Below are 18812 nucleotides of genomic sequence, written 5' to 3'. Positions count from 1 at the left end.
CCCGCAAGCCACGGAAAAGCCTAGGGATCAGAAGCGTGCGCCGTCGATCTTTTCGATGGCGAGGCTATCGAGGTCGATTGACGGTACGCATCGCAGGTTGACCGCCGTCGTGCGAACGCCGCCCGGCCCCGTCCCCTCGGCATGCGTTTCGCAGCCACAAACCGCGCAGAATTGGTGCCGGATCACATGTTTGTTGAAGAAATAGGAGGTCAGGCGATCCGCGCCGGCCGTGACCGTGAAGGTCTCGGCGGGCAGGAACGCGAGAAGGAAGCCCTTTCGCCGGCAATGCGAGCAGTTGCAGCTCATCGCACCGACCGGCGGATCGGCATTAACGTGGAACGTCACCGCCCCGCAGTGACAGCTGCCTTCGAAAGCCATGACATTGCCTCCTACAGCGTCGCGCCGATCGCACGCGCGGCGGAATCCGGATCCTCGGCCTGGGTGATCGGGCGCCCGATCACCAAAATCGATGCGCCGTTATCGAGAGCCTGTCGCGGCGTCACCACGCGCTTCTGATCGCCGACGACCGCATCGGCGGGGCGCACGCCGGGCACGACGAAGAAGCCGTCCGGCCATGACTGATGCGCGGCCTTCACCTCCTCGCCGGAGCATACGATGCCATCGACGCCGGATCGCTGGGCAAGCTCCGTCAGGCGCAGGACCTGATCGTGCGCCGAACCGTGGATGCCGGTAGCGGCGAGATCGCGCTGGTCGAGGCTGGTGAGCATGGTAACGGCAACGACCTTCGTACCCGCGGGCGCGGCCGCCTTGGCATCCTCCAGCATCGCCTGCCCGCCAGCCGCGTGCACCGTGATGATCGCCGGTTCGAGCGCACGCAGCGCCTGGATCGCCTTGGCGACGGTGTTAGGGATGTCGTGAAACTTGAGATCAAGGAAGATCGGCAGCCCGAGTTCCGCCATCTCCTTCACGCCGTGTCGGCCGTTGCCCGCGAAGAATTCCAGCCCGAGCTTGATCCCGCCGACATGGTGGCGAACGTTGGCGGCAAGCGCCTTGGCGCGGTCAAGATCGGGCGTGTCCAGTGCCACGAAGATGGGATTGGACATGGTTCAGATGGCCTCCGGCGGGAAATCTGTGGAAGAGGATGGGGCGGGCGCAGCCATGGCCGGCGCAGGCGCGGCCGCGGCAGGCCGGGGATCGGCAAGCGGCAGCGCCCGAAGGTCGGCAATGGTCCGCTCCGCGGCGGACAGCCGCTGACGCAGGCGCCAGCGCAGCGCTCGCTGGTACAGGAAGGTCGGCAGGAACCCGGCGAGGAACGTGACCAGCAACAGGATGGGAAGGTTCACCTCCGCCATCAGGTTACCGAACAGCGACACCGACACCCATTTCCAATTGCCGAAGGTGAATACCGCAGCGGCGAAGGCGACCAAGGCCCAGAACAGGATTTTCAGGAACTGCATGTACAAGGCTCCGGCATGGCGCGACGCTATTACGCCGGCGCCGTTTTGGCCAGCCTCAGCCTATTTCGCGGCGCAGATCGGCGATGAGGCCGCCGGCCGTGAGGAGGCGCGGTTCCTCTTCATCAAGGATCGCCAAAAAGGCCGATCGCTTTGCGGCGGCGACCGTGCCCGGGCGGAGGCGGGCGGTGGCGGGCAGCGCGGACACGATGATGTCGATCATCCGCTCCGCGCCGTGCAGCCGGCCCCAGAGGTAATCATTCTCGCGGTAGCTGCGGCTGAAGAAGGCGCCGAAATTGCTGAACTGGATCCCCTTCAGCGTGGCCTCCGCACCGCCCTGGCGAATCGCGGTGCAATCATCGGGTGAGATGCGGTCGACCTTGACCGGATCGAACTCGTCCAGCCCCTCACCCTGAAGCAGCGGGAGGGTGGCGAGGTCGACATAAGGAAAGCCGAGATAGTGGAGAAGCAGGGTGCGGCGCAGCTGACGGGGAAGCTGCGCCAGCGCCTCGGCGACCCGTTCGTCCGTTTCATGATCGAGCCGGGTCAGGTCGAGAGAGGCGGCGAGATCGTCGAGCAGCGGGGATGCGTCCCCGCGCAGGCTGCGCACCGCGCCCCGCAGGGCACCATGCGCCTCGGGCGCCTTGCGGTGGAGATAGGCGCCGAGCGAATCGTAAATGGCGGTGCGCACGGGCGCCAGGACTGCCTCATCATGCTCCGCCTCCAGCTCGACCAACCGCCGCGCCAGCAAGCGCAGGCGGCGGATGCGAAAGCCGATGTCGAAGGTGCGCAGGAAATCGATCGACGCAGCGCTGGAGGCATCGGAAGGGGCCGCCTCGTCATAGCCGCGCGCATGCAGCGCGGCCTCGATCCGGCTGCGTATCCGCTGCCAGCGGTGTGGCCCAGGCTCGTCACCCGCGGCATAGAGCAAGGCCGTCATCGTCTCGATCACGCCGGCGATCTTGAGGTGCGCATAGCCGGCATAGCTGAAGCCGGCCCGCTCCGCCGCTGCGATCTGCGCACGCCGGCGCCATACGACGAGACGCGCTGCGGTTGGCCGGTCCAGGAAGAACGTGCGCCCGAACAAGGCCTCGACCGCTGCCTCGATTTCCGGCCGCACGGCATCGGTGATGGTGCGCATCCGGGCGATGCGCCGCGAGCGGGCGGCGAGCGCCTCCAGATTGTCCCGGATCGGCTGCTTTCGGGGCAGCTCGCTGATCGCGCCGAGGATCGTCTGGAAGAAGCCGGGTGGGCCTTCCGCCGGGCCGGTGAGCCTGAACTTCATGCCGGGCGACGGATCAATATACACGAACCGGCGGTCCACCTCGCGCCGCGCGGGGCGGGCATCGAGTGCGTCGATCGCCGGACGGAACGGGGCATTCGCGAGGACCGAGCCGTCGATCAGCACCGCGGTATCCAGCGCGTTGGCGGCGGCCTGACGCGGCAGCACCCGCGTGAGAAACGCCCGGCGCCCGGGCCAGCGATCCTTGCGGTCGGCGAGCACCTGATCAAGCTCGGCCACGGTGAAGGCGGGAAAAGCGCCGGGAAAGCTTGAGGTGGCCCGCGCGGCGAAGGCAAGCTCGGGTGCGGCGGCCAAGGTCTCGATCGCATGGCCGTGATCGCTGAACGACAGCACCACGCGATGCTCGGTCTCCACTACCTCCGGCGGGGAGTGGAGCTGCAGCCGTTCGGGATGGCCGTTGAAGTCGGTGACGGTCACGAACAGGTCGAGCGGCTGGCCCTCGGGCAGCAGGCGGGGGCCGCGCGGGCCGGATTCCATCGCCGCAAAGGCATCCAGCAGCATGCCGGTGAAGCCGGGGCCATCAAACGGCGGCTCGAACCAGCGCGAGCGGACGAAGTGCGACAGCTTTGCCCGCACCTCCTCGCGTGTTTGTTCGTCGAGATCGTCCAGTCCGTCGACACCGCGCCCGGCCGCCATCCAGGCGATCGGCAGCGCCCAAGCCTTGGAGAAGCGCGAGACCGGCGCAGCGGCCGGCGCGATCAGTGCCTCCACATCGGCATTGTCGAGCCACAGGTCCGTCAGCGGGTCGAGCGATTGCCCGGCGCTGAGTGCCTGCGCGAGGAAAATGCCGTTGATCCCGCCGGCGCTGGCGCCTGCGATGATATCCGGCAGGATCCGCAGACGGATGCCGGTGGAGCCGGCGATCTCCGCCAGCAGCCCCTGGTAGACGCCGGCGGAACGATCCAGCGATTCCCCCGACTGGCTCGCCCGGCTCGCGCGCGCGACGTGCCAGATCTCCTTGGTGATGCCGTGCATGTACACGGCAAGGCTGATCCCGCCGTAGCAGACGAGCGCCAGCCGTAATTCCGAATCACGAATCATGCGGCTTCGACGTCAGCCCAGATCGGCAGATGATCGCTGGCCTTGCGGGCGGCGGCGCTGCTGTGCACCCCGCAATCCATCACCTTCACGTCGCTTGATACCATGATCCTGTCCAGCCGCCCGATCGGACGCGTGGCATGGTAGCTGGGGCCGGTTTCGGCAAATACGAAATCGCGCCCGAAATCGCGGAGGCACCCGCCGGCGCGGGTCCATTCGTTCAGGTCACCCATCATCACGGTGGGCAATTGCTCGCTGCTGGCTGCCACATGGCTGAGGATTGCCGCGGCCTGCTTGCGCCGCCAGAGCCCCGACAGGTCGAGGTGCATGCCGACGCAGCGCCACACCCCGCCCTTGGCCAGCCGCACCTCGGTCACGATCGCGCCGCGCGGTTCGAGTGCGGGGAGGTGGATGACCTCGCAATCGACCACCTGCGATGACTTGCGAACGAGGAAGGCGTTGCCGTGCCAGCCCATCGATCCGGCCCGAACTCCGAAATCGACCGCCTTCCAGTCGCTATGCTCGTCCAGAAGATGCGGGGTGATCACCGCTGCCCGCGCGCCAAACCGCCGGTCCGCCTCTTGCAGGGCAATGACGTCCGCATCCAGTTCGTGCAGGACCTCCAGCACGCGTTCCGGGTTGCGGCGCCGGTCGGTGCCGATCGCCTTGCGCATGTTATAGCTTGCGATGCGGATCATTGCGTTCGTGGAACGCCCCTCCACCAGCGAGGTTGCGTCGGGAAATGGTGCCGGTTGCAGGGATCGAACCCGCGACCTTCGGTTTACAAAACCGCTGCTCTACCAGCTGAGCTAAACCGGCGTGTCGGCGCTCCATGCGTCAGGTGACGCCGAAGGTCCAGCCTTCGGTTTGCCGAACCTGAGCGTCGAGCCCGGGCGGGACCCACAAGTCGGCTCGGTCTGCATTGGCGCGCAGCCAGGCGGCGGCCAGGATCGCGTCGGTCGAGTGATCGTCATACTGCGTCAGCGGTTCATGCGGGCGGCTGCCAAGGTGCCCGAGTGCATCGTCCAATGAGACTGCATCGCGTAGCTTGCTTCGGCCGCGTGGCAGGCCGGCCGCGCGCGCCGCCATGGCGGTGTAGATCTCCACCAGTACCGCCCCCTCATCAGGTTTTGAGTCGAACGGCCAGATCGCCAGCGCTCCGTCCAGATGGTGGAGCATCCTCATTCCCGCGAAGCTCGCCTTGGCGACCTGCGCCGCACCGATCGCATCATAGACCGTGGTCGGCTTGGTCGATCGATCGCCGACCATCTCGCACGTGCGCCAGTGGAGGAACTGCGCCTTCGGCCCGTCAGCCGCGCCGAGATAAAAGTGTCGGCCCCGCCGTGCTTCCAGGAAGGAGGCCGCCCCCAAATCCTCGTCGCTGCTTTGTTCGTCGACATAGGCCCACAGCGCGCGGGCCGTTTCGGTCCGGGTTTCGCCCGGCAGATGCGCGCCTCGGGCGAGGAAGGGTGCGGAGAAGCTGCAATCGATCCCGACCAGCAGTGGTTCGTGCGCATGATCGCGCAGCCAGGCGCAGACCTCCGTTCGCGACCACCAGCGGCCAGGCGGGGAGACGAGACGCGGCGCCTCCTCGCCGGCGTGGCAGAGCGCAACGGCGATCCCCTTGTGGCGAGACCCCTTCGCCCCAGACCAGTCGATCGCCGCGAACTGACGAAAATGGGTCAGCGCCGCCGCCCCCGAACGGTACAGACGCCCATCATTTCAGGTTCCGGATCACGTCAGCGGTAAAGCGGGCGATGTCGAAACGGGCGTTGGTGGGGTCCTCACCGCGGCGGACGATCACCAGCTTCTCCGACGGGACCACCATCACGTACTGCCCGCGATTGCCCTGCGCTGAATAGCTGCCTGCGGGTAGGCCCTGCGCCGGTCCGAACAGCCACATGGTGGCGCCATAGCCGGGGCCATCGGCGGGCTGCGGGCCGCTGGCTGTCGTCATGTAGCGCATCCAGCCGTCCGGCAGCAGGCGCTTGCCCTGCCAGACGCCGTCCTGCAGCCAGAACTGCCCCAACCGCGCAAGGTCGCGAGCGGTGGTATAGACCTGGCTGGAGAGGATCAGATTGCCTTGCCAATCGGTCCCGGCCGTCGTGTGTTTCATGCCGAGGGGGGTGAACAGCTGCGACGGCCAGGCGGCGTAGCGCGTATCATTGTTCATCGCGGCGCGGATAGCGCGCGCCGCCAGCATGATGTCGTTGTTGGCATAGCGGAAGCGCGTGCCCGGCTTCACCTCCAGCGGCCAGCCGGTCGCCTGTTCGGTGACGGTGGTGCCGCCGAAATAGATCGCATCGGTGCGATTGCCGTAATGATCGGAATGGAGACCCGACGACATGCGAAGGAGCTGGTCCAGCGTGATCGCGCGGCGCGGATCGGCGGGGTGGCTCCATTCGGGAATAGGCGCGGGCTTGCGCGGGTCGATCTTCAGTTCCCGCACCGCCATGCCGGCCAATGTGCCCGCAATACTCTTCGCCACCGACCAGGTGCGGTTGGAAGTGAACGGGCCGAAGCCGTCCGCGTAACGCTCCGCCACGATTCGCCCATCGTGCAGCACGACGACCCCGACCGTCTCGCCCTTGTAGGTGCTGCGGTCGAAGGCACGAGCGACGGTCTGTGCCAGCGCGGGGCGTGGGCGCGGCGCGATGCCCGAGTCGCCGAGCGGCCACGGCCGTGAGTCCCCCGGCAGTGGCAGCGAGGCGGCGAGCGGTGTTGCCGGCCACGGCGCAACGACGCGGCCGATCGGCTGGAGGACGCAGCCGGTGCGCGGCGACCAATCCGCGCGCCGTGGGGGCAGATCGGTGGCGAAGGCAACCTGAACACTGCGGTTGGGACGGTCGATCGTGGCGCGCAGGCGCGGGAGCAGCGGCTGATATTCCGGGTAGATCCCGCGGAGCTCGAGCGCCTCGACCTGCGCCTCCGTCCGGCCGGCGGCGATCACCCCTTCGCACAGTGCAAGCGCCTTGTAGCCCGCCGCAATCGCCTCCTGATAGGCGGTGGAGGTTTGCGCGCCGATGACCTGAGCGCCGGCGGTGGTTGGCGCAGCCGATGCGATCGTCGCCCCGATCAGCGCGGCGACTATGCCGTGGGTGCGCGCCCGCTTGCCGCAGGCTGCGCCGGCGGTGAGCCGCCGTGCTTGTGCAGTCGACCTGAACCTGTTCCCGACGTCACCCCTGATGCCCACGTGCGACTTCCTCCACCTGTTTCAGCATCGCTATTAGGCGCATCAACGATCGTCTGTCTCGCCCCGGGAGCGACGCGCCTGCCAGAACGCCAGCCGCTTGCGTACGTCGCGCTCAAACCCGCGTTCATTGGGGCGATAGAGCGGCTCGCGCGGCCCGGCGGCAATCTCGTCCGGGAAGAACTCCTGGCCCGAAAAGGCATCGGGCTGATCGTGATCGTAGCGGTAGCCCGCGCCATAGCCGTGCTCCTTCATCAGCGCGGTCGGCGCGTTCAGGATGTGCTTGGGCGGGGGGAGCGAACCAGTACGGCGCGCAAGATCGGTGGCGCGGCCAAAGGCGAGGTAGGAAGCGTTCGATTTCGGCGCGGTCGCGACGTAATTGATCGCTTGCGCCAGGAACAGCCGCCCCTCGGGCCAGCCAATCCTTTCAAACGCCTGCCACGCCGTCAGCACCTGCACCAGCGCCTGGGGATCCGCCATGCCGACATCCTCGGAGGCGGCGCAGGCAAGGCGGCGGAACAGCACCGCCGGATCCTCGCCGCCGTTGGTCATCCGCGCCGCCCAGTAGAGTGCAGCATCCGCGTCGCTGCCGCGCAGGCTTTTGTGGAAGCAGCTGAGCAGATTGTAATGTTCTTCCTGCCCCTTGTCGTAGAGCGGTGCGCGGCGAAGCGCGAAGGCGGCGAGGGCGGCCGGATCCAGCTGCTCCTTCTCATCCAATGTGAGAAGATCCTCGCAAATGCCCAGCATGTAGCGCGCATCTCCGTCGGCCATGTCGACCAGCACGTCGCGCGCCGCAGCATCGAGCGGCAGGGCGCGTCCGATCAGCCGCTCCGCACGCGCCAGCACCTGCGACAGCGCTGGCGTGTCGAGGCGATTGAGCGTCAGCACCTTGGCACGGGAAAGAAGCGCGGAGACGAGGCTGAAGCTCGGGTTCTCGGTCGTCGCGCCGATCAGGACGAAGGTGCCGTCCTCGATCGCCGGCAGCATCGCGTCCTGCACCGGGCGCGAAAAGCGGTGAAGCTCATCGATGAAAACCGCCGTCGACCGTCCGCTGATCGCACGCAGATCAGCGGCGGCCGCGATCGCCTTTCGGAGGTCAACGATCCCTGTCGACACCGCAGACAGCTGGATGAACTCATAGCCCGTCTCACGCGCGATCAGGCGGGCGATGGTGGTCTTGCCGACACCGGGCGGCCCCCACAGGACGAAAGAGGACAACCGCTTCGCCTGCACCATGCGCCCGAGCGGCGCGGTCGGCGCCAGCAGATGATCCTGGCCGATGACGTCGGACAGCCGCGCAGGACGAAGCTCCTCTGCCAGGGGCTTGCGGACCGTCGTCTGAAACAGCGAGTCGGTCACTGGCGGGCCGTCCCGCGCAAAGACACTGCGGCGGCGTTCAGGCTGTGCGGGGGAGGGCCGTCAACCGGCCGGTAAGATGCGGGCATCAGCGCAAGATAGGCGCGCTACAGCGACTTCCTACCCTGCCGCAACAAGCCCTGGCCTGGTCACCACCCGCGTCCCTCATTCCTGCGGCGGGATCGTGTCGGGAATGTTGCCCGCCTGCAGCCCGTGACGCATCAGCATCGGCACGTTGGCGATGGCAAAGATCATGGTCAGCGGGATCGCGCCCCACAGCTTGAAGCCGACCCAGAAATCCGTGCTGGTCGACCGCCAGACCGCCTCGTTCAGCACGGCCATGAACAGGAAGAAGATCACCCAGTTGCGGGTCAGCTTGCGCCATCCGTCCGCCGTCAGCCCCGGATAGGCGCTTTCCAGCAGAAGCTGCAGCAGCGGGCGGCCGGTGGCGAGCCCGAAGCCGAGCACGGCGGCGAAGATCGCATAGACGAACGTCGGCTTCATCTTGATGAAGCGTTCGTCCTGGAACCAGATCGTCAGGCCGCCGAACACGATCACCAGCGCGCCGGAGATCAGCAGCATCGGCGGAATGTGGCGCGTCTTCCACCACGAAATGCCGAGCGCCACCGCCATGGCGATCATGAACGCGGCGGTCGCCGCGAGAATGCGTGCAATCGCGGGCCCGGGCGCAAGGAAATTGACCGCGAAAAAGACGATCAACGGCCCGTAATCGAGCGCGAGCCGCAGGCCCGAGGTGTTTTTGGTTTCGGTACTCACCAGTTACTCCGCTGGTCGGGCCGCCCGGGAACGAGCGGCCGCGGCTCAACAATTGGTCTGACGCGAACGGTCGATCAGCGTGCTTGATCCACGCCCGCGATGATCCGGCTGACTTCATGCGCGTCGAACGGGCGCAGGTCGTTCATCGACTCGCCGACGCCAATCGCGTGGATCGGCAGGCCATAACGTTCTGCTGCTGCCACCAGAACGCCGCCGCGCGCGGTGCCGTCCAGCTTGGTCATCACCAGCCCGGTGACGCCCGCGACTTCCTTGAACACCTCGATCTGGCTCAGCGCATTCTGGCCGGTGGTGGCGTCGAGCACCAGCACCACGTCGTGCGGAGAGGCCGGGTTGATGCGGCCAAGCACGCGGCGGATTTTGGCCAGTTCGTCCATCAGCTCGCGCTTGTTCTGCAGCCGTCCCGCGGTGTCGACGATCAGTACGTCGATGCCCGTCTCGGTGGCTTTCTTCACTGCGTCCCACACCACGCCGGCCGCGTCGCCGCCCTCCGGACCGGTCACGATCGGCACGCCGATCCGCTCCGCCCAGGTCGCGAGCTGGCCGATCGCCGCGGCGCGGAACGTGTCGCCTGCCGCGAGCATCACGCCATAATCCTGCTCCATGAACAGGTGCGCAAGCTTTGCGATGGTGGTGGTCTTTCCCGATCCGTTCACGCCGATCACCAGTACCACCTGCGGCCGCGGAAAAGCGTCGATCTCCAGTGGCTTGGCGACCTTTTCTAGAACCTTTTCGACCTCCTCGGCGACGACGAGGCGGATGCCCAGTTCCTCCATGTTCCGCTCATAGCTGCCCTCGGCAAGCCGGGCGCGGATGCGGGCGGCGGTTTCCGGGCCGAGATCCGACGCGATCAGCGCCTCTTCGATCTCGTCCAGCGTCGCATCGTCCAGCCGGGCCGTTCCCAGTCCGGCAAGGTTGCCGACCAGCCGGTCTGACGTACGGCGAAATCCGCCCAGGAGCTTGTCGTGCCAGGATCGGTTGTCGGTCATGCAGGAATTCCGATGAGATGATCGTCGGCGGCAGCAGTGATCCGCACGGTCGCGATATCACCGATGGTCGCCATCGGGTGGGGCAAGCGTACCTCGGCGAAGGCGGGCGTGTGGCCGCGATCGCCGGGTTTCTCGATAACAATCTGCTGGTCACTGCCGACCAGCGTGGCGAGCCACCCGGCGCGGCGGGTCGCGGCAGCCTCACGCAGGCGTGCGGCACGCTCGCGGGCGACGCCCGGCGCCACCTGGGGCATGCGGGCTGCCGGGGTGCGATCGCGGGGTGAGAAAGGGAAGATATGCGCGTGAACGATGTCGCAATCGGCCAGCAGGCGCAGCGTATTGGCCGCGGCTTCCTCGCTCTCGGTCGGGAAACCGGCGATCAGGTCCGCGCCGATTGCGATCGCGCGCTTCGCCTTCAGCCGGGCCACCATCGCGACGGCTTGCGCTCGTGAATGACGGCGCTTCATCCGCTTCAAAGTCAGATCGTCACCGGCCTGGAGCGAAAGATGGAGGTGCGGCATCACGCGCTCCTCGCTGGTCACCAGATCGAAGAGGTGATCGTCGATCTCGATCGTGTCGAGCGAGGAAAGGCGAAGGCGGGGCAACCGCGGCACACCCGTCAGGATCGCCTCCACCAGCGTGCCGAGGCCGTCGGCGTAGCTGGTAAGGTCGACCCCGGTCAGCACCACCTCGCGCGCGCCATCCTCGACCAGGGCGGCGACGCGCGCGACCACCTGGCCCACGGGCTCCGACCGGCTCGGGCCGCGACCGAGCGGGATGGCGCAGAAGGTGCAGGAATGATCACAGCCGTTCTGCACCCCGACAAAGGCGCGGGCATGGCGGCGGGTGGGTCGGTGGTTGGGAAAGCCGCCCCACGTCGCGGGGAGGAGCTTGGCCGCGTTCGGTACGACGCGATCCACCTCCGGCATCGCGGCGAAGGCGGCCGTATCCATGTCGGATGCACAGCCCGTCACCACGATCTCCGCCGCCGGGCGATCGCGACGCGCGCGGCGCACCGCGACGCGGGTCTGGCGAACGGCCTCGTTTGTCACGCCGCAGCCATTAATCACCACCATATCTCGCGAGCCGGCGAGCGCGCGGATCGTTTCGCTCTCGGCAAGGTTCAATCGACAGCCCAGGGTAATCACGTCGGGCGAACGGGAGGCGAGCATGGCTGGCGATCTAGGGATACATTCGCGGTTAGTCCACGATGAGGCGCGCGCGGTGCTCGACTTCTGGTTCGCGCTGCCGATGGAGCGCCAGTTCAAGCGCGACCCGGAGCTCGATGAGGAGATCAGAACGCGGTTCCGCGCGCTGCGTGACCAAGTCTATGCCAGCGGCGCGGCCGGATGGCGCGACGGGCCGGACGAGTTGCTCGCCGCGATCATCCTTCTCGACCAGTTTTCCCGCAACATCTACCGCGATTCGCCGCGTGCCTATGAGGCTGATGATCTGGCGGTGGAACTGACGCTGCTGGCCATCTCCAATGGCTGGGAAGCCCGCTATGTCGAGGAAGAGCGCGCCTTTCTCTACATGCCGCTGATGCATGCCGAGGATCTGCTGCTGCAGCGCCTGTCAGTGGAGAAATTCACCGCGCTGGGCGGACCGAACGTGCCATTCGCGATCGGCCATCGCGACGTGGTGGAGCGTTTTGGCCGCTTTCCGACGCGCAATGCTGCGCTCGGCCGTGACAGCACGGCCGAGGAGCGCGAGTATCTGATGGCGCCCGACGACGGCACCGGACTACCAAAGGGCTGAAGGCGCGGCCGCCGGGCGTCAGCGGCCGGAGAACACCGGGTCACGTTTCTCCAGCAGCGCGGCCACGCCCTCGCGATGGTCGTCGGTCGCATGGCTGACGGCCTGTGCGGTCGATGCCGAATCGAGTGCCTGATCGTAGCTGCTCGTCTGCCCCTGCCGCAGCAGCGACTTCGTCAGGCGCAGCGAATGGGGCGGGAGCGCAGCGATACGGCCCGCAAGCGCCAGCGCCTCATCCATCAGGCTGTCATGCGGCACGACCCGGCTGACCAGGCCCCAGTCGGCTGCGGTCGCGGCATCGATGACGTCGCCGGTGAAGAACAGCTCGGCCGCCCGGCTCATCCCGATCGCGCGCGGCAGCAGCCATGATCCGCCGTCGCCCGGTACCAGCCCGAGTTTCAGGAAGGTGACGCCAAATTTTGCCTTGTCCGACGCGATGCGGATGTCCGCCATGCATGCCACGTCGCAGCCAAGCCCGATCGCGGCGCCATTCACCGCGGCGATCACCGGCATGTCGAGCGAGAAGAGCGCACGGGCGATACGATGGATGTTGCGCTGATAATGGCTGCGGATCGGCAGTCCGCCGCCGGAGAAGGGGCCCTCCGGATCGGCCATTTTCTTGATATCGCCGCCAGCCGAGAAGGCGCGGCCCTCGCCGGTCAGGATCACGCAGCGGATCGAGAGGTCAGCGTTCAGCGCGTCGCAGGCGGCGCGAACCGCCTCGCCATCGCCATCGGCGCCAAGCGCGTTCATCGCGTCTGGCCGGTTAAGGCGGAGGATCGCGATCGGGCCGCGGATCTCGGTGGTAACGACGGTCATGGTGTTCTCCGAATTGGTCTCAGCGCAGCCCGAGCCCGCGCGCGATGATGCCGCGCAGGATCTCGCGTGTTCCGCCGCGCAGGGAAAAGCTGGGTGAATTCATCGTGATATGTGCCAGAACGGCGACGAAGTCTGATGTCGATGCAGCGTCCGGTTCGGCATCGACGAGGCTGCGCGCGATATCCGGCAGCTCCTGTTCGAATGTCGCCCCCAGATCCTTGACGATCGCTGCATGAGTGCCCGGGTTCTCGCCTGCCTCCAGCATCACGGCGACGCCCCGCGACAGGCGACGCAGCGTGATGAGATGCGCGCTGAGGCGGCCGAGGGCGAGCTGCGCCGCCTCGCCGGTCGCATCCTGAAGCACACCCACCAGTTCGATCAGCAATTGCATCGAGGACAGGAACCGCTCGGGCCCGCTGCGCTCAAACGCGAGCTCGCTCATGACCTGTTCCCAGCCGGCGCCTTCGGTACCGATCAGCGCGGTGGCGGGAAGGAAGGCATCCTCGAAATGCACCTCGTTGAAATGATGCTGCCCGGCAAGGTCGATGATCGGACGGATCGTGATCCCTTCGGTGGTGCGCAGATCGACGAGCAGCTGGCTGGTGCCGGCCTGGCGATCGGCCGGGGTGCCGCTCGTCCGGCAGAACAGGATCATGTAATCGGCGTCGTGCGCACCCGTCGTCCACAGCTTCGTGCCGGTGACGCGCCACCCACCATCGGCGGGCACGGCGCGCGTACGGGTCGCGGCCAGGTCTGACCCGGAATCAGGCTCGCTCATGCCGATGCAGAACACCGTCTCGCCCGCCGCGATGCCCGGTAGGATGGTCTGCTTCTGCTCCTCCGTCCCATATTTGAGGAGGCTGGGGCCGCTCTGGCGGTCGGCGATCCAGTGCGCCGCGACCGGCGCCCCGGCAGCCAGCGTCTCCTCGACGACGACATAGCGTTCAAAGGCGCTGCGCTCGTGACCGCCATATTGCTTTGGCCAGGTCATGCCGAGCCAGCCGCGCTGGCCCAGCTTGCGGCTGAAATCGCGATCGAAGCCGTTCCAGCTGTCCGCACGGGCGAGCGGCGTACGGGTGGCGAGCTCGTCAGCGAGGAACGCGCGTACCTCTTCTCGAAGCGCCTCGGCTGCCTCGTGGCGGGCGGGTGAGGGAAAGTGCAGGGTCGTCATGCTGCCACCACCATCGGCCAATATCCGTCACGTCCCGCGCCGAGCGCGCGCTTGCCCAGCGCCAGCGTCCATTGTCGCTGCGTCCCATATTCATCCCGCCACGCCCAAAGCGCGGTGGTGTAGCGGTGCAGCACGTGTTCGCGGGTGAAGCCGATCGCCCCGTGCAGCTGATGCGCGATCGCGCTGGCCTTGCTCGCTGCCTCGCCGATGCGCGCGCGGGCTACCGCGACCGCGAAGGTGATGTCGCCGCCAGCCACATACGCATCGGCGGCCTGATCGGCGGCGGCAGATGCCGCGGCGACCTCGCCCGCCAGTTTCGCCAGTTCCTGCTGGATCGCCTGGAACTTGGCGAGCGGGCGGCCGAACTGGACGCGCGTGGTCACGTGATCAACGGTCAGCTCGAGGACGCGATCAAGCGCGCCCGCCATCTGCAGCGCGCGTGCGAGTGCGGCCCAGGCAAGCAGCGTCCCGGCGGGGAAAGGCGCTGACGGTCCCTCGGCCAGATCGAGCAGGTCGCGCGGTGCGCCAGCGATATTCTTGCCCTCTCGTGTCACGCGTGGCGAGGAGGCGCGGTGAAGCTGGCCCGCTTCGGTCGCCACGACGGTCTGGACGAAACGGCCCCAGGGAACGGGGGTTTGCGGATCGGCCGCGAGGCCGATCGCCCCGTCGCCGAGCGGCAAGCCCGCCGCGGCGAGCGCGGCATTGGCGATCATCGTTTCGGCCAGCGGCAGCGCAAGGGCGTGCGTGCCGGTCAGTCGCACCAGCGCCAGTGCTTCCGCCGTGGGGACGCCGAAGCCGCCATGGTCCTCGGGCACGAGGGCGAGCGGCAGGCCGCTTTCCTCGATCGTCTCCCACGCGGCGGCGGGCCACTCGCCGCTCGTTGCCGCTTGCTCGATCGCCTCGGCATGGGTGGTAAACAGCCGCTCGGCGGTGTCGGCGAGCATCGTTCCGATCTCGCTCATGCGTGTCGCCTGTGCCGGTCCTGCATGTGCATGGCCGCTCCTCTCCGTTATCCTGATGTCGCTAGGACAAGCGGCCAGCGCTTGTCCACCTGACAGTCCTGCTGGTCGGCGGCAAACTCCGTGGTAAGAGCGCGCGGCCGGGGGGAATGCGATGCGCCTGTGGTCATTGTTTTTCATGCTGTTCGCGTTGCTGGGGCGACCCGCGGCGGCGCAGGCGCGTGGGCCGCTGGTCCTCGCGGCGGCCAGCATGCAGGAGGCGCTGGGCGAGGCGGCGGACCGATGGGCTGCCAGTGGCCACCCGCGCCCGGTGCTGTCCTTCGCTGCATCCTCTGCGCTCGCACGGCAGATCGGCGCCGGCGCCCCAGCCGATCTGTTCGTATCCGCGGATGACCGCTGGATGGAGTGGCTCGCCGAAAAGGGGCGGCTGGTGCCCGGCACCCGCGCGGTCCTTGCCGGCAACCGGCTGGTCGTCGTTGCCGCGCCCGGACGCGGGCAGGAACTTGGCGGCATGCGGGGGCGCGCTCTCGGCACCTTGCTGGCGGCGGGCCCATTCGCCATGGGCGATCCAGCCGCAGTGCCTGCCGGCCGCTACGGCAAGACGGCCCTCGAGCGGCTGGGCGCGTGGCCGATGGTCGCGCGCCGCGTCGTTCGCGGGGAAAGCGTGCGCGCCGCACTGTCGCTGGTGGAGCGTGGCGCTGCGCCCTATGGCATCGTCTATGCCACCGACGCCCGGATCGCGCCGCGGCTGCGCATCGTCGGCCGCTTTCCCGCCGGCAGTCATCCGCCGATCCATTACCCGCTCGCGCGGCTCTCCAGCGCGCGGCACCCGGACGCCGAGGGCTTCCGCCGGTTCCTGCTGTCACCCGCCGGTCAGTCGATCCTGGTGCGGCACGGCTTCACCCGCCCATGACGGAGGAGATCGCCACCGTCGTGCGCCTGTCGCTGCTGGTCGGCGGGGTGGCGACGATGGGCATGCTGCCGATCGCCTTTGCGCTGGCCTGGCTTCTCGCGCGCACCGACTTTCCGGGCAAGGTGATCCTCGACGGGATCATTCATCTGCCGCTGGTGGTGCCGCCGGTGGTCACCGGCTGGGTCCTGCTGCTGGTCTTTGCTCCGGGCGGGCCGATCGGGGGCCCGTTGGAGCGATGGTTCGGGGTCAGCGTGATCTTCCGCTGGACCGGGGCGGCGATCGCTGCGGGGATCATGGCGCTGCCGCTGATGGTGCGCGCAATGCGTCTGTCGATCGAGGCGGTGGACCAGCGGCTCGAGCAAGCGGCGCGGACGCTGGGGGCAGGGCGGTGGCGCGCCTTTGCCACCATCACGCTGCCGCTCGCGCTGCCCGGGATCCTCGCGGGCGTGGTGCTCGGCTTTGCGCGGTCGCTGGGGGAGTTCGGGGCGACGATCACCTTCGTCTCCAACGTGCCGGGCGAAACGCAGACGCTGCCGCTGGCGATCTATGCCGCGCTTCAGCAGCCGGGCGGCGAAGTGATCGTGTGGCGACTGGCGGCAATCTCCGTCGGTCTCAGCCTGGCGGCGCTAGTGGTGTCGGAGGCGGTGGCGCGGCGGCAGGGACGGCGGCTCCATGTCCTTTGACATCGACCTGACCGTCCGGCGCGGTGAGCGGGTGATCGGCACCGCGTTCCGCTCCGACGCACGAAGCACCGTCCTCGTCGGTCCGTCGGGCGCGGGAAAGACCAGCGTACTGATGATGATCGCCGGGCTGCTCGTGCCGAGCGTCGGCCATGTCAGGGTCGGTGGCCGCACTTTGTACGATGCGGCCGCGCGGATCGACGTGCCGCCGCATCGCCGCCGCGCCGGCGTGGTTTTTCAGGAGCCGCGGCTGTTTCCGCATCTCTCCGTGCGCCGGAACCTCCTCTACGGGGCGAGCGACGCGTTAGCGCTGCCCCGGATCGCCGCGACGCTGGAGGTCGAGCCGCTGCTGGAGCGCTGGCCGCGCAGCCTGTCAGGCGGCGAGGCGCGGCGCGTGGCGATTGGGCGTGCGCTGCTGAGTGCCCCGGATTTCCTGCTGCTCGACGAACCGCTCGCCTCGCTCGATCGTGCGCGGCGCGAGGAGGCGATGCAGGAGATCGAGCGGCTGCGCGATGATCTGCGCCTGCCGATGTTGATCGTAACGCACGACCCAGAGGAGGCCGAGCGCCTCGGTCAGCACATCATCCGGATGTAACCGGCTGCGGATTGTTGGGGACCAGCACGAGCGTGCGACCCTCGACCCGCCAGGATTTCAGCCGCGACAGGAAGTTCATGCCCAGCACGTCCGTCTCCCCGAAGGCGGGCGACACGACGACGGGCACGTCACGCGCGACGATGTTGCCGAGCGACAATTCGCCGATCGTCGCTGTCTGGGCGCGGATCGTGCCATTGGCGGTTCGCAGCAGCATCGGGAACATCGCGTCACGCACATCGAGGCCCGCGGCATTTGCCGTATCCAGCGAAAGCGCGGTCACCGTCGCTCCGCTGTCCACCAGCATACGCCGCTTCACCCCGCCGAAGCTGACATTGGCCCAGAAATGCCCGTCTGGGCTCATCCGGATGCGGGTCTCGGCGCCCTCCACCTGCTGCCCCGACAGGTCCAGCACCTCGGCGACACGGCCGAGATAGGGATCGAAGCGTTCGCGCTCGCCCAGGACGAATACCAGCGCGCCGATCAGCGCCACCCACATGGCAAGACTGACGAGGCGGCCGATCACCGGCAGGCGTCGCAGGAAGCCTGCGATCACGACGAGAGCGAAAAGGCCAAGGATCAGCGGATAATGGGGAGCCAGATCGGCAAGTGCGTCCATCGCACCCATATAGGATCACCGCGCCCGCATGCGATGCAGGTCTCGCGCGATTTTCCTCGGCGTGATGGCCCAGCCCGAAACACGACAAAAAAGGGCAGCTCCTTGCGGAGCTGCCCCTTTGTGCAGCCAGTGGCCAGCAGCGGACCGGCAAGACCGGCGACGCTGCAATAAGCCTTAGCGCTTCGAGAACTGGAAGCTGCGGCGTGCCTTGGCGCGGCCGTACTTCTTACGCTCGACGGTACGGCTGTCGCGGGTCAGGAAGCCCGCTGCCTTCACCGGGGCGCGCAACGCCGGCTCGTACTTGGTGATCGCCTGGCTGATGCCGTGCTTCACCGCGCCGGCCTGACCCGAAAGGCCGCCGCCCTTGACGGTGCAGATCACGTCATACTGACCTTCGCGCTCGGTGATGCCGAACACCTGATTGATAACGAGGCGCAGCGTCGGACGTGCGAAATACACTTCCTGATCACGACCGTTGATCGTGATCTTGCCCGAACCCGGCTTCAGCCACACGCGGGCAACCGCGTCCTTACGACGGCCGGTGGCATAGGCGCGACCGTATTTGTCGAGTTCCTGCGCACGCAGCGGGGCGCGCTGCGACGGCTCGTCGATCTTGCCTTCAAGATAGGCCTCGGCCTTCTCTTCTGCAGCAGCGACGGCGGTTTCGCGCTGCTCGCTGAGCGCGGCGCCGAGATCGGCGAGGGACTGGCGATTGTCGGACATTATGCGCCCACCTTGTTCTTGCGGCTCATGCCGGCGATGTCGAGGACCTCGGGGTTCTGCGCTTCGTGCGGGTGCTCAGCGCCCTTGAAGATGCGCAGGTTGCGCATCTGCTGACGGCCCAGCGGGCCGCGCGGGATCATGCGCTCAACAGCCTTTTCGAGCACGCGCTCGGGGAAGCGGCCTTCCAGCACCTTTGCGGCGGTGACGCCCTTGATGCCGCCGGCATAACCGGTGTGCTTGTAATAGACCTTGTCGGCCAGCTTGTTGCCGGTGAAGCGCACCTTGTCGGCGTTGATCACGATGACATTGTCACCGCAATCTACGTGCGGGGTGAACGACGGCTTGTGCTTGCCGCGCAGGACGTTGGCGATCACGACCGCTGCACGACCGACCACCAGGTCGGTGGCATCGACGATGTGCCACTTCTTTTCCACCTCTGCGGGCTTGGCCGCCTTGGTGGTCTTCATCAGCGCCTTCATGGGCTTGGACCTTTGC

21 protein-coding genes and 1 tRNA gene are annotated in these 18812 nt (G+C 67.5%); 4 read left to right on the top strand and 18 right to left on the bottom strand.

Features of this window, described 5'->3' with window-relative positions; genetic code table 11:
• Window positions 1-27 precede the first annotated feature (27 nt).
• The 12 genes from L8F96_RS00490 to L8F96_RS00435 all read right to left on the bottom strand — a co-directional run bounded on the left by L8F96_RS00490 (window position 28) and on the right by L8F96_RS00435 (window position 11258).
• Entirely contained in the window at window positions 28-378 is a 351-nt protein-coding gene (locus L8F96_RS00490) for a GFA family protein (RefSeq protein WP_145118901.1), read from the bottom strand.
• 11 nt (window positions 379-389) lie between these two features.
• On the bottom strand, window positions 390-1064 hold the full coding sequence (gene pyrF / locus L8F96_RS00485; RefSeq protein WP_334654502.1) for an orotidine-5'-phosphate decarboxylase: 675 nt from the start codon (window positions 1062-1064) through the stop codon (window positions 390-392).
• 3 nt (window positions 1065-1067) lie between these two features.
• A complete protein-coding gene (locus L8F96_RS00480) occupies window positions 1068-1418 on the bottom strand; it encodes a lipopolysaccharide assembly protein LapA domain-containing protein (RefSeq protein WP_046410340.1) in 351 nt (116 codons plus the stop codon).
• A gap of 55 nt (window positions 1419-1473) precedes the next feature.
• A complete protein-coding gene (locus L8F96_RS00475; protein WP_334654499.1) occupies window positions 1474-3759 on the bottom strand; it encodes a patatin-like protein in 2286 nt (761 codons plus the stop codon).
• Window positions 3756-4454 (bottom strand): endonuclease/exonuclease/phosphatase family protein, encoded by a 699-nt coding sequence (locus tag L8F96_RS00470; RefSeq protein WP_046411687.1) that lies wholly within the window; start codon window positions 4452-4454, stop codon window positions 3756-3758. Before L8F96_RS00470 ends, L8F96_RS00475 begins: the two co-directional genes overlap by 4 nt.
• Before the next feature lie 45 nt (window positions 4455-4499).
• Window positions 4500-4575, bottom strand: a tRNA-Thr gene (locus tag L8F96_RS00465).
• Between the two features lie 18 nt (window positions 4576-4593).
• Window positions 4594-5442, bottom strand: coding sequence for a hypothetical protein (locus L8F96_RS00460; protein ID WP_334655611.1), 849 nt, complete (start codon window positions 5440-5442; stop codon window positions 4594-4596).
• 31 nt (window positions 5443-5473) lie between these two features.
• Complete coding sequence (locus L8F96_RS00455) at window positions 5474-6949, bottom strand: serine hydrolase domain-containing protein (RefSeq protein WP_334654494.1); 1476 nt, start codon at window positions 6947-6949, stop codon at window positions 5474-5476.
• Window positions 6950-6991: 42 nt separating this feature from the next.
• A complete protein-coding gene (locus L8F96_RS00450; RefSeq protein ID WP_136451634.1) occupies window positions 6992-8305 on the bottom strand; it encodes a replication-associated recombination protein A in 1314 nt (437 codons plus the stop codon).
• 162 nt (window positions 8306-8467) lie between these two features.
• Window positions 8468-9079, bottom strand: a complete 612-nt coding sequence (locus L8F96_RS00445) for a septation protein A (RefSeq protein ID WP_125944557.1) — start codon at window positions 9077-9079, stop codon at window positions 8468-8470.
• Window positions 9080-9153: 74 nt separating this feature from the next.
• The gene (ftsY, locus tag L8F96_RS00440) at window positions 9154-10086 is read right to left on the bottom strand and encodes a signal recognition particle-docking protein FtsY (protein ID WP_046410349.1); all 933 of its coding nucleotides are present in this window, start codon (window positions 10084-10086) and stop codon (window positions 9154-9156) included.
• Complete coding sequence (locus tag L8F96_RS00435) at window positions 10083-11258, bottom strand: MiaB/RimO family radical SAM methylthiotransferase (protein ID WP_145118913.1); 1176 nt, start codon at window positions 11256-11258, stop codon at window positions 10083-10085. Before L8F96_RS00435 ends, ftsY begins: the two co-directional genes overlap by 4 nt.
• Between L8F96_RS00435 and L8F96_RS00430 the strand changes: the two genes are divergently transcribed.
• Window positions 11257-11844 (top strand): DUF924 family protein, encoded by a 588-nt coding sequence (locus L8F96_RS00430; protein ID WP_334654488.1) that lies wholly within the window; start codon window positions 11257-11259, stop codon window positions 11842-11844. The genes L8F96_RS00435 and L8F96_RS00430 overlap by 2 nt on opposite strands.
• 18 nt (window positions 11845-11862) lie before the next feature.
• Here the strand turns inward: L8F96_RS00430 and L8F96_RS00425 are convergent, their stop codons facing one another.
• From L8F96_RS00425 to L8F96_RS00415, 3 genes are read right to left on the bottom strand one after another with little or no spacing between them, the layout of a single operon-like run.
• On the bottom strand, window positions 11863-12660 hold the full coding sequence (locus L8F96_RS00425) for a crotonase/enoyl-CoA hydratase family protein (RefSeq protein ID WP_301090242.1): 798 nt from the start codon (window positions 12658-12660) through the stop codon (window positions 11863-11865).
• A 19-nt stretch (window positions 12661-12679) separates the two neighbouring features.
• On the bottom strand, window positions 12680-13831 hold the full coding sequence (locus L8F96_RS00420; RefSeq protein WP_145118917.1) for an acyl-CoA dehydrogenase family protein: 1152 nt from the start codon (window positions 13829-13831) through the stop codon (window positions 12680-12682).
• Window positions 13828-14793 (bottom strand): acyl-CoA dehydrogenase family protein, encoded by a 966-nt coding sequence (locus L8F96_RS00415; protein WP_334654486.1) that lies wholly within the window; start codon window positions 14791-14793, stop codon window positions 13828-13830. Before L8F96_RS00415 ends, L8F96_RS00420 begins: the two co-directional genes overlap by 4 nt.
• 151 nt (window positions 14794-14944) lie before the next feature.
• Here L8F96_RS00415 and modA point away from each other — a divergent pair, with 151 nt between their 5' ends.
• Genes modA through L8F96_RS00400 form a run of 3 tightly spaced genes read left to right on the top strand, consistent with a single transcriptional unit; the run spans window position 14945 to window position 16978 of the window.
• Window positions 14945-15703: a molybdate ABC transporter substrate-binding protein gene (gene modA, locus L8F96_RS00410; protein WP_417158916.1), complete on the top strand. Its 759-nt coding sequence runs from the start codon at window positions 14945-14947 to the stop codon at window positions 15701-15703.
• Window positions 15700-16386, top strand: a complete 687-nt coding sequence (modB, locus tag L8F96_RS00405; protein ID WP_334654484.1) for a molybdate ABC transporter permease subunit — start codon at window positions 15700-15702, stop codon at window positions 16384-16386. The genes modA and modB overlap by 4 nt, the downstream gene beginning before the upstream one ends.
• Complete coding sequence (locus L8F96_RS00400) at window positions 16376-16978, top strand: ATP-binding cassette domain-containing protein (protein WP_136451628.1); 603 nt, start codon at window positions 16376-16378, stop codon at window positions 16976-16978. The genes modB and L8F96_RS00400 overlap by 11 nt, the downstream gene beginning before the upstream one ends.
• On the opposite strand, the gene L8F96_RS00395 is transcribed toward L8F96_RS00400, so the two are convergent.
• The 3 genes from L8F96_RS00395 to rplM all read right to left on the bottom strand — a co-directional run bounded on the left by L8F96_RS00395 (window position 16965) and on the right by rplM (window position 18796).
• Entirely contained in the window at window positions 16965-17594 is a 630-nt protein-coding gene (locus L8F96_RS00395) for a retropepsin-like aspartic protease family protein (protein WP_334654480.1), read from the bottom strand. The genes L8F96_RS00400 and L8F96_RS00395 overlap by 14 nt on opposite strands.
• A gap of 174 nt (window positions 17595-17768) precedes the next feature.
• A complete protein-coding gene (gene rpsI / locus L8F96_RS00390; protein WP_082103079.1) occupies window positions 17769-18317 on the bottom strand; it encodes a 30S ribosomal protein S9 in 549 nt (182 codons plus the stop codon).
• Window positions 18317-18796, bottom strand: a complete 480-nt coding sequence (gene rplM / locus L8F96_RS00385) for a 50S ribosomal protein L13 (RefSeq protein WP_046410361.1) — start codon at window positions 18794-18796, stop codon at window positions 18317-18319. Before rplM ends, rpsI begins: the two co-directional genes overlap by 1 nt.
• Window positions 18797-18812: the final 16 nt, after the last annotated feature.

This window comes from Sphingomonas panaciterrae, assembly GCF_036890205.1.
In the GTDB taxonomy this organism is placed as follows: domain Bacteria; phylum Pseudomonadota; class Alphaproteobacteria; order Sphingomonadales; family Sphingomonadaceae; genus Sphingomonas; species Sphingomonas panaciterrae.
Note: the sequence above shows the minus strand (reverse complement) of the source record. Positions and strands in the feature narration are given on the sequence as shown.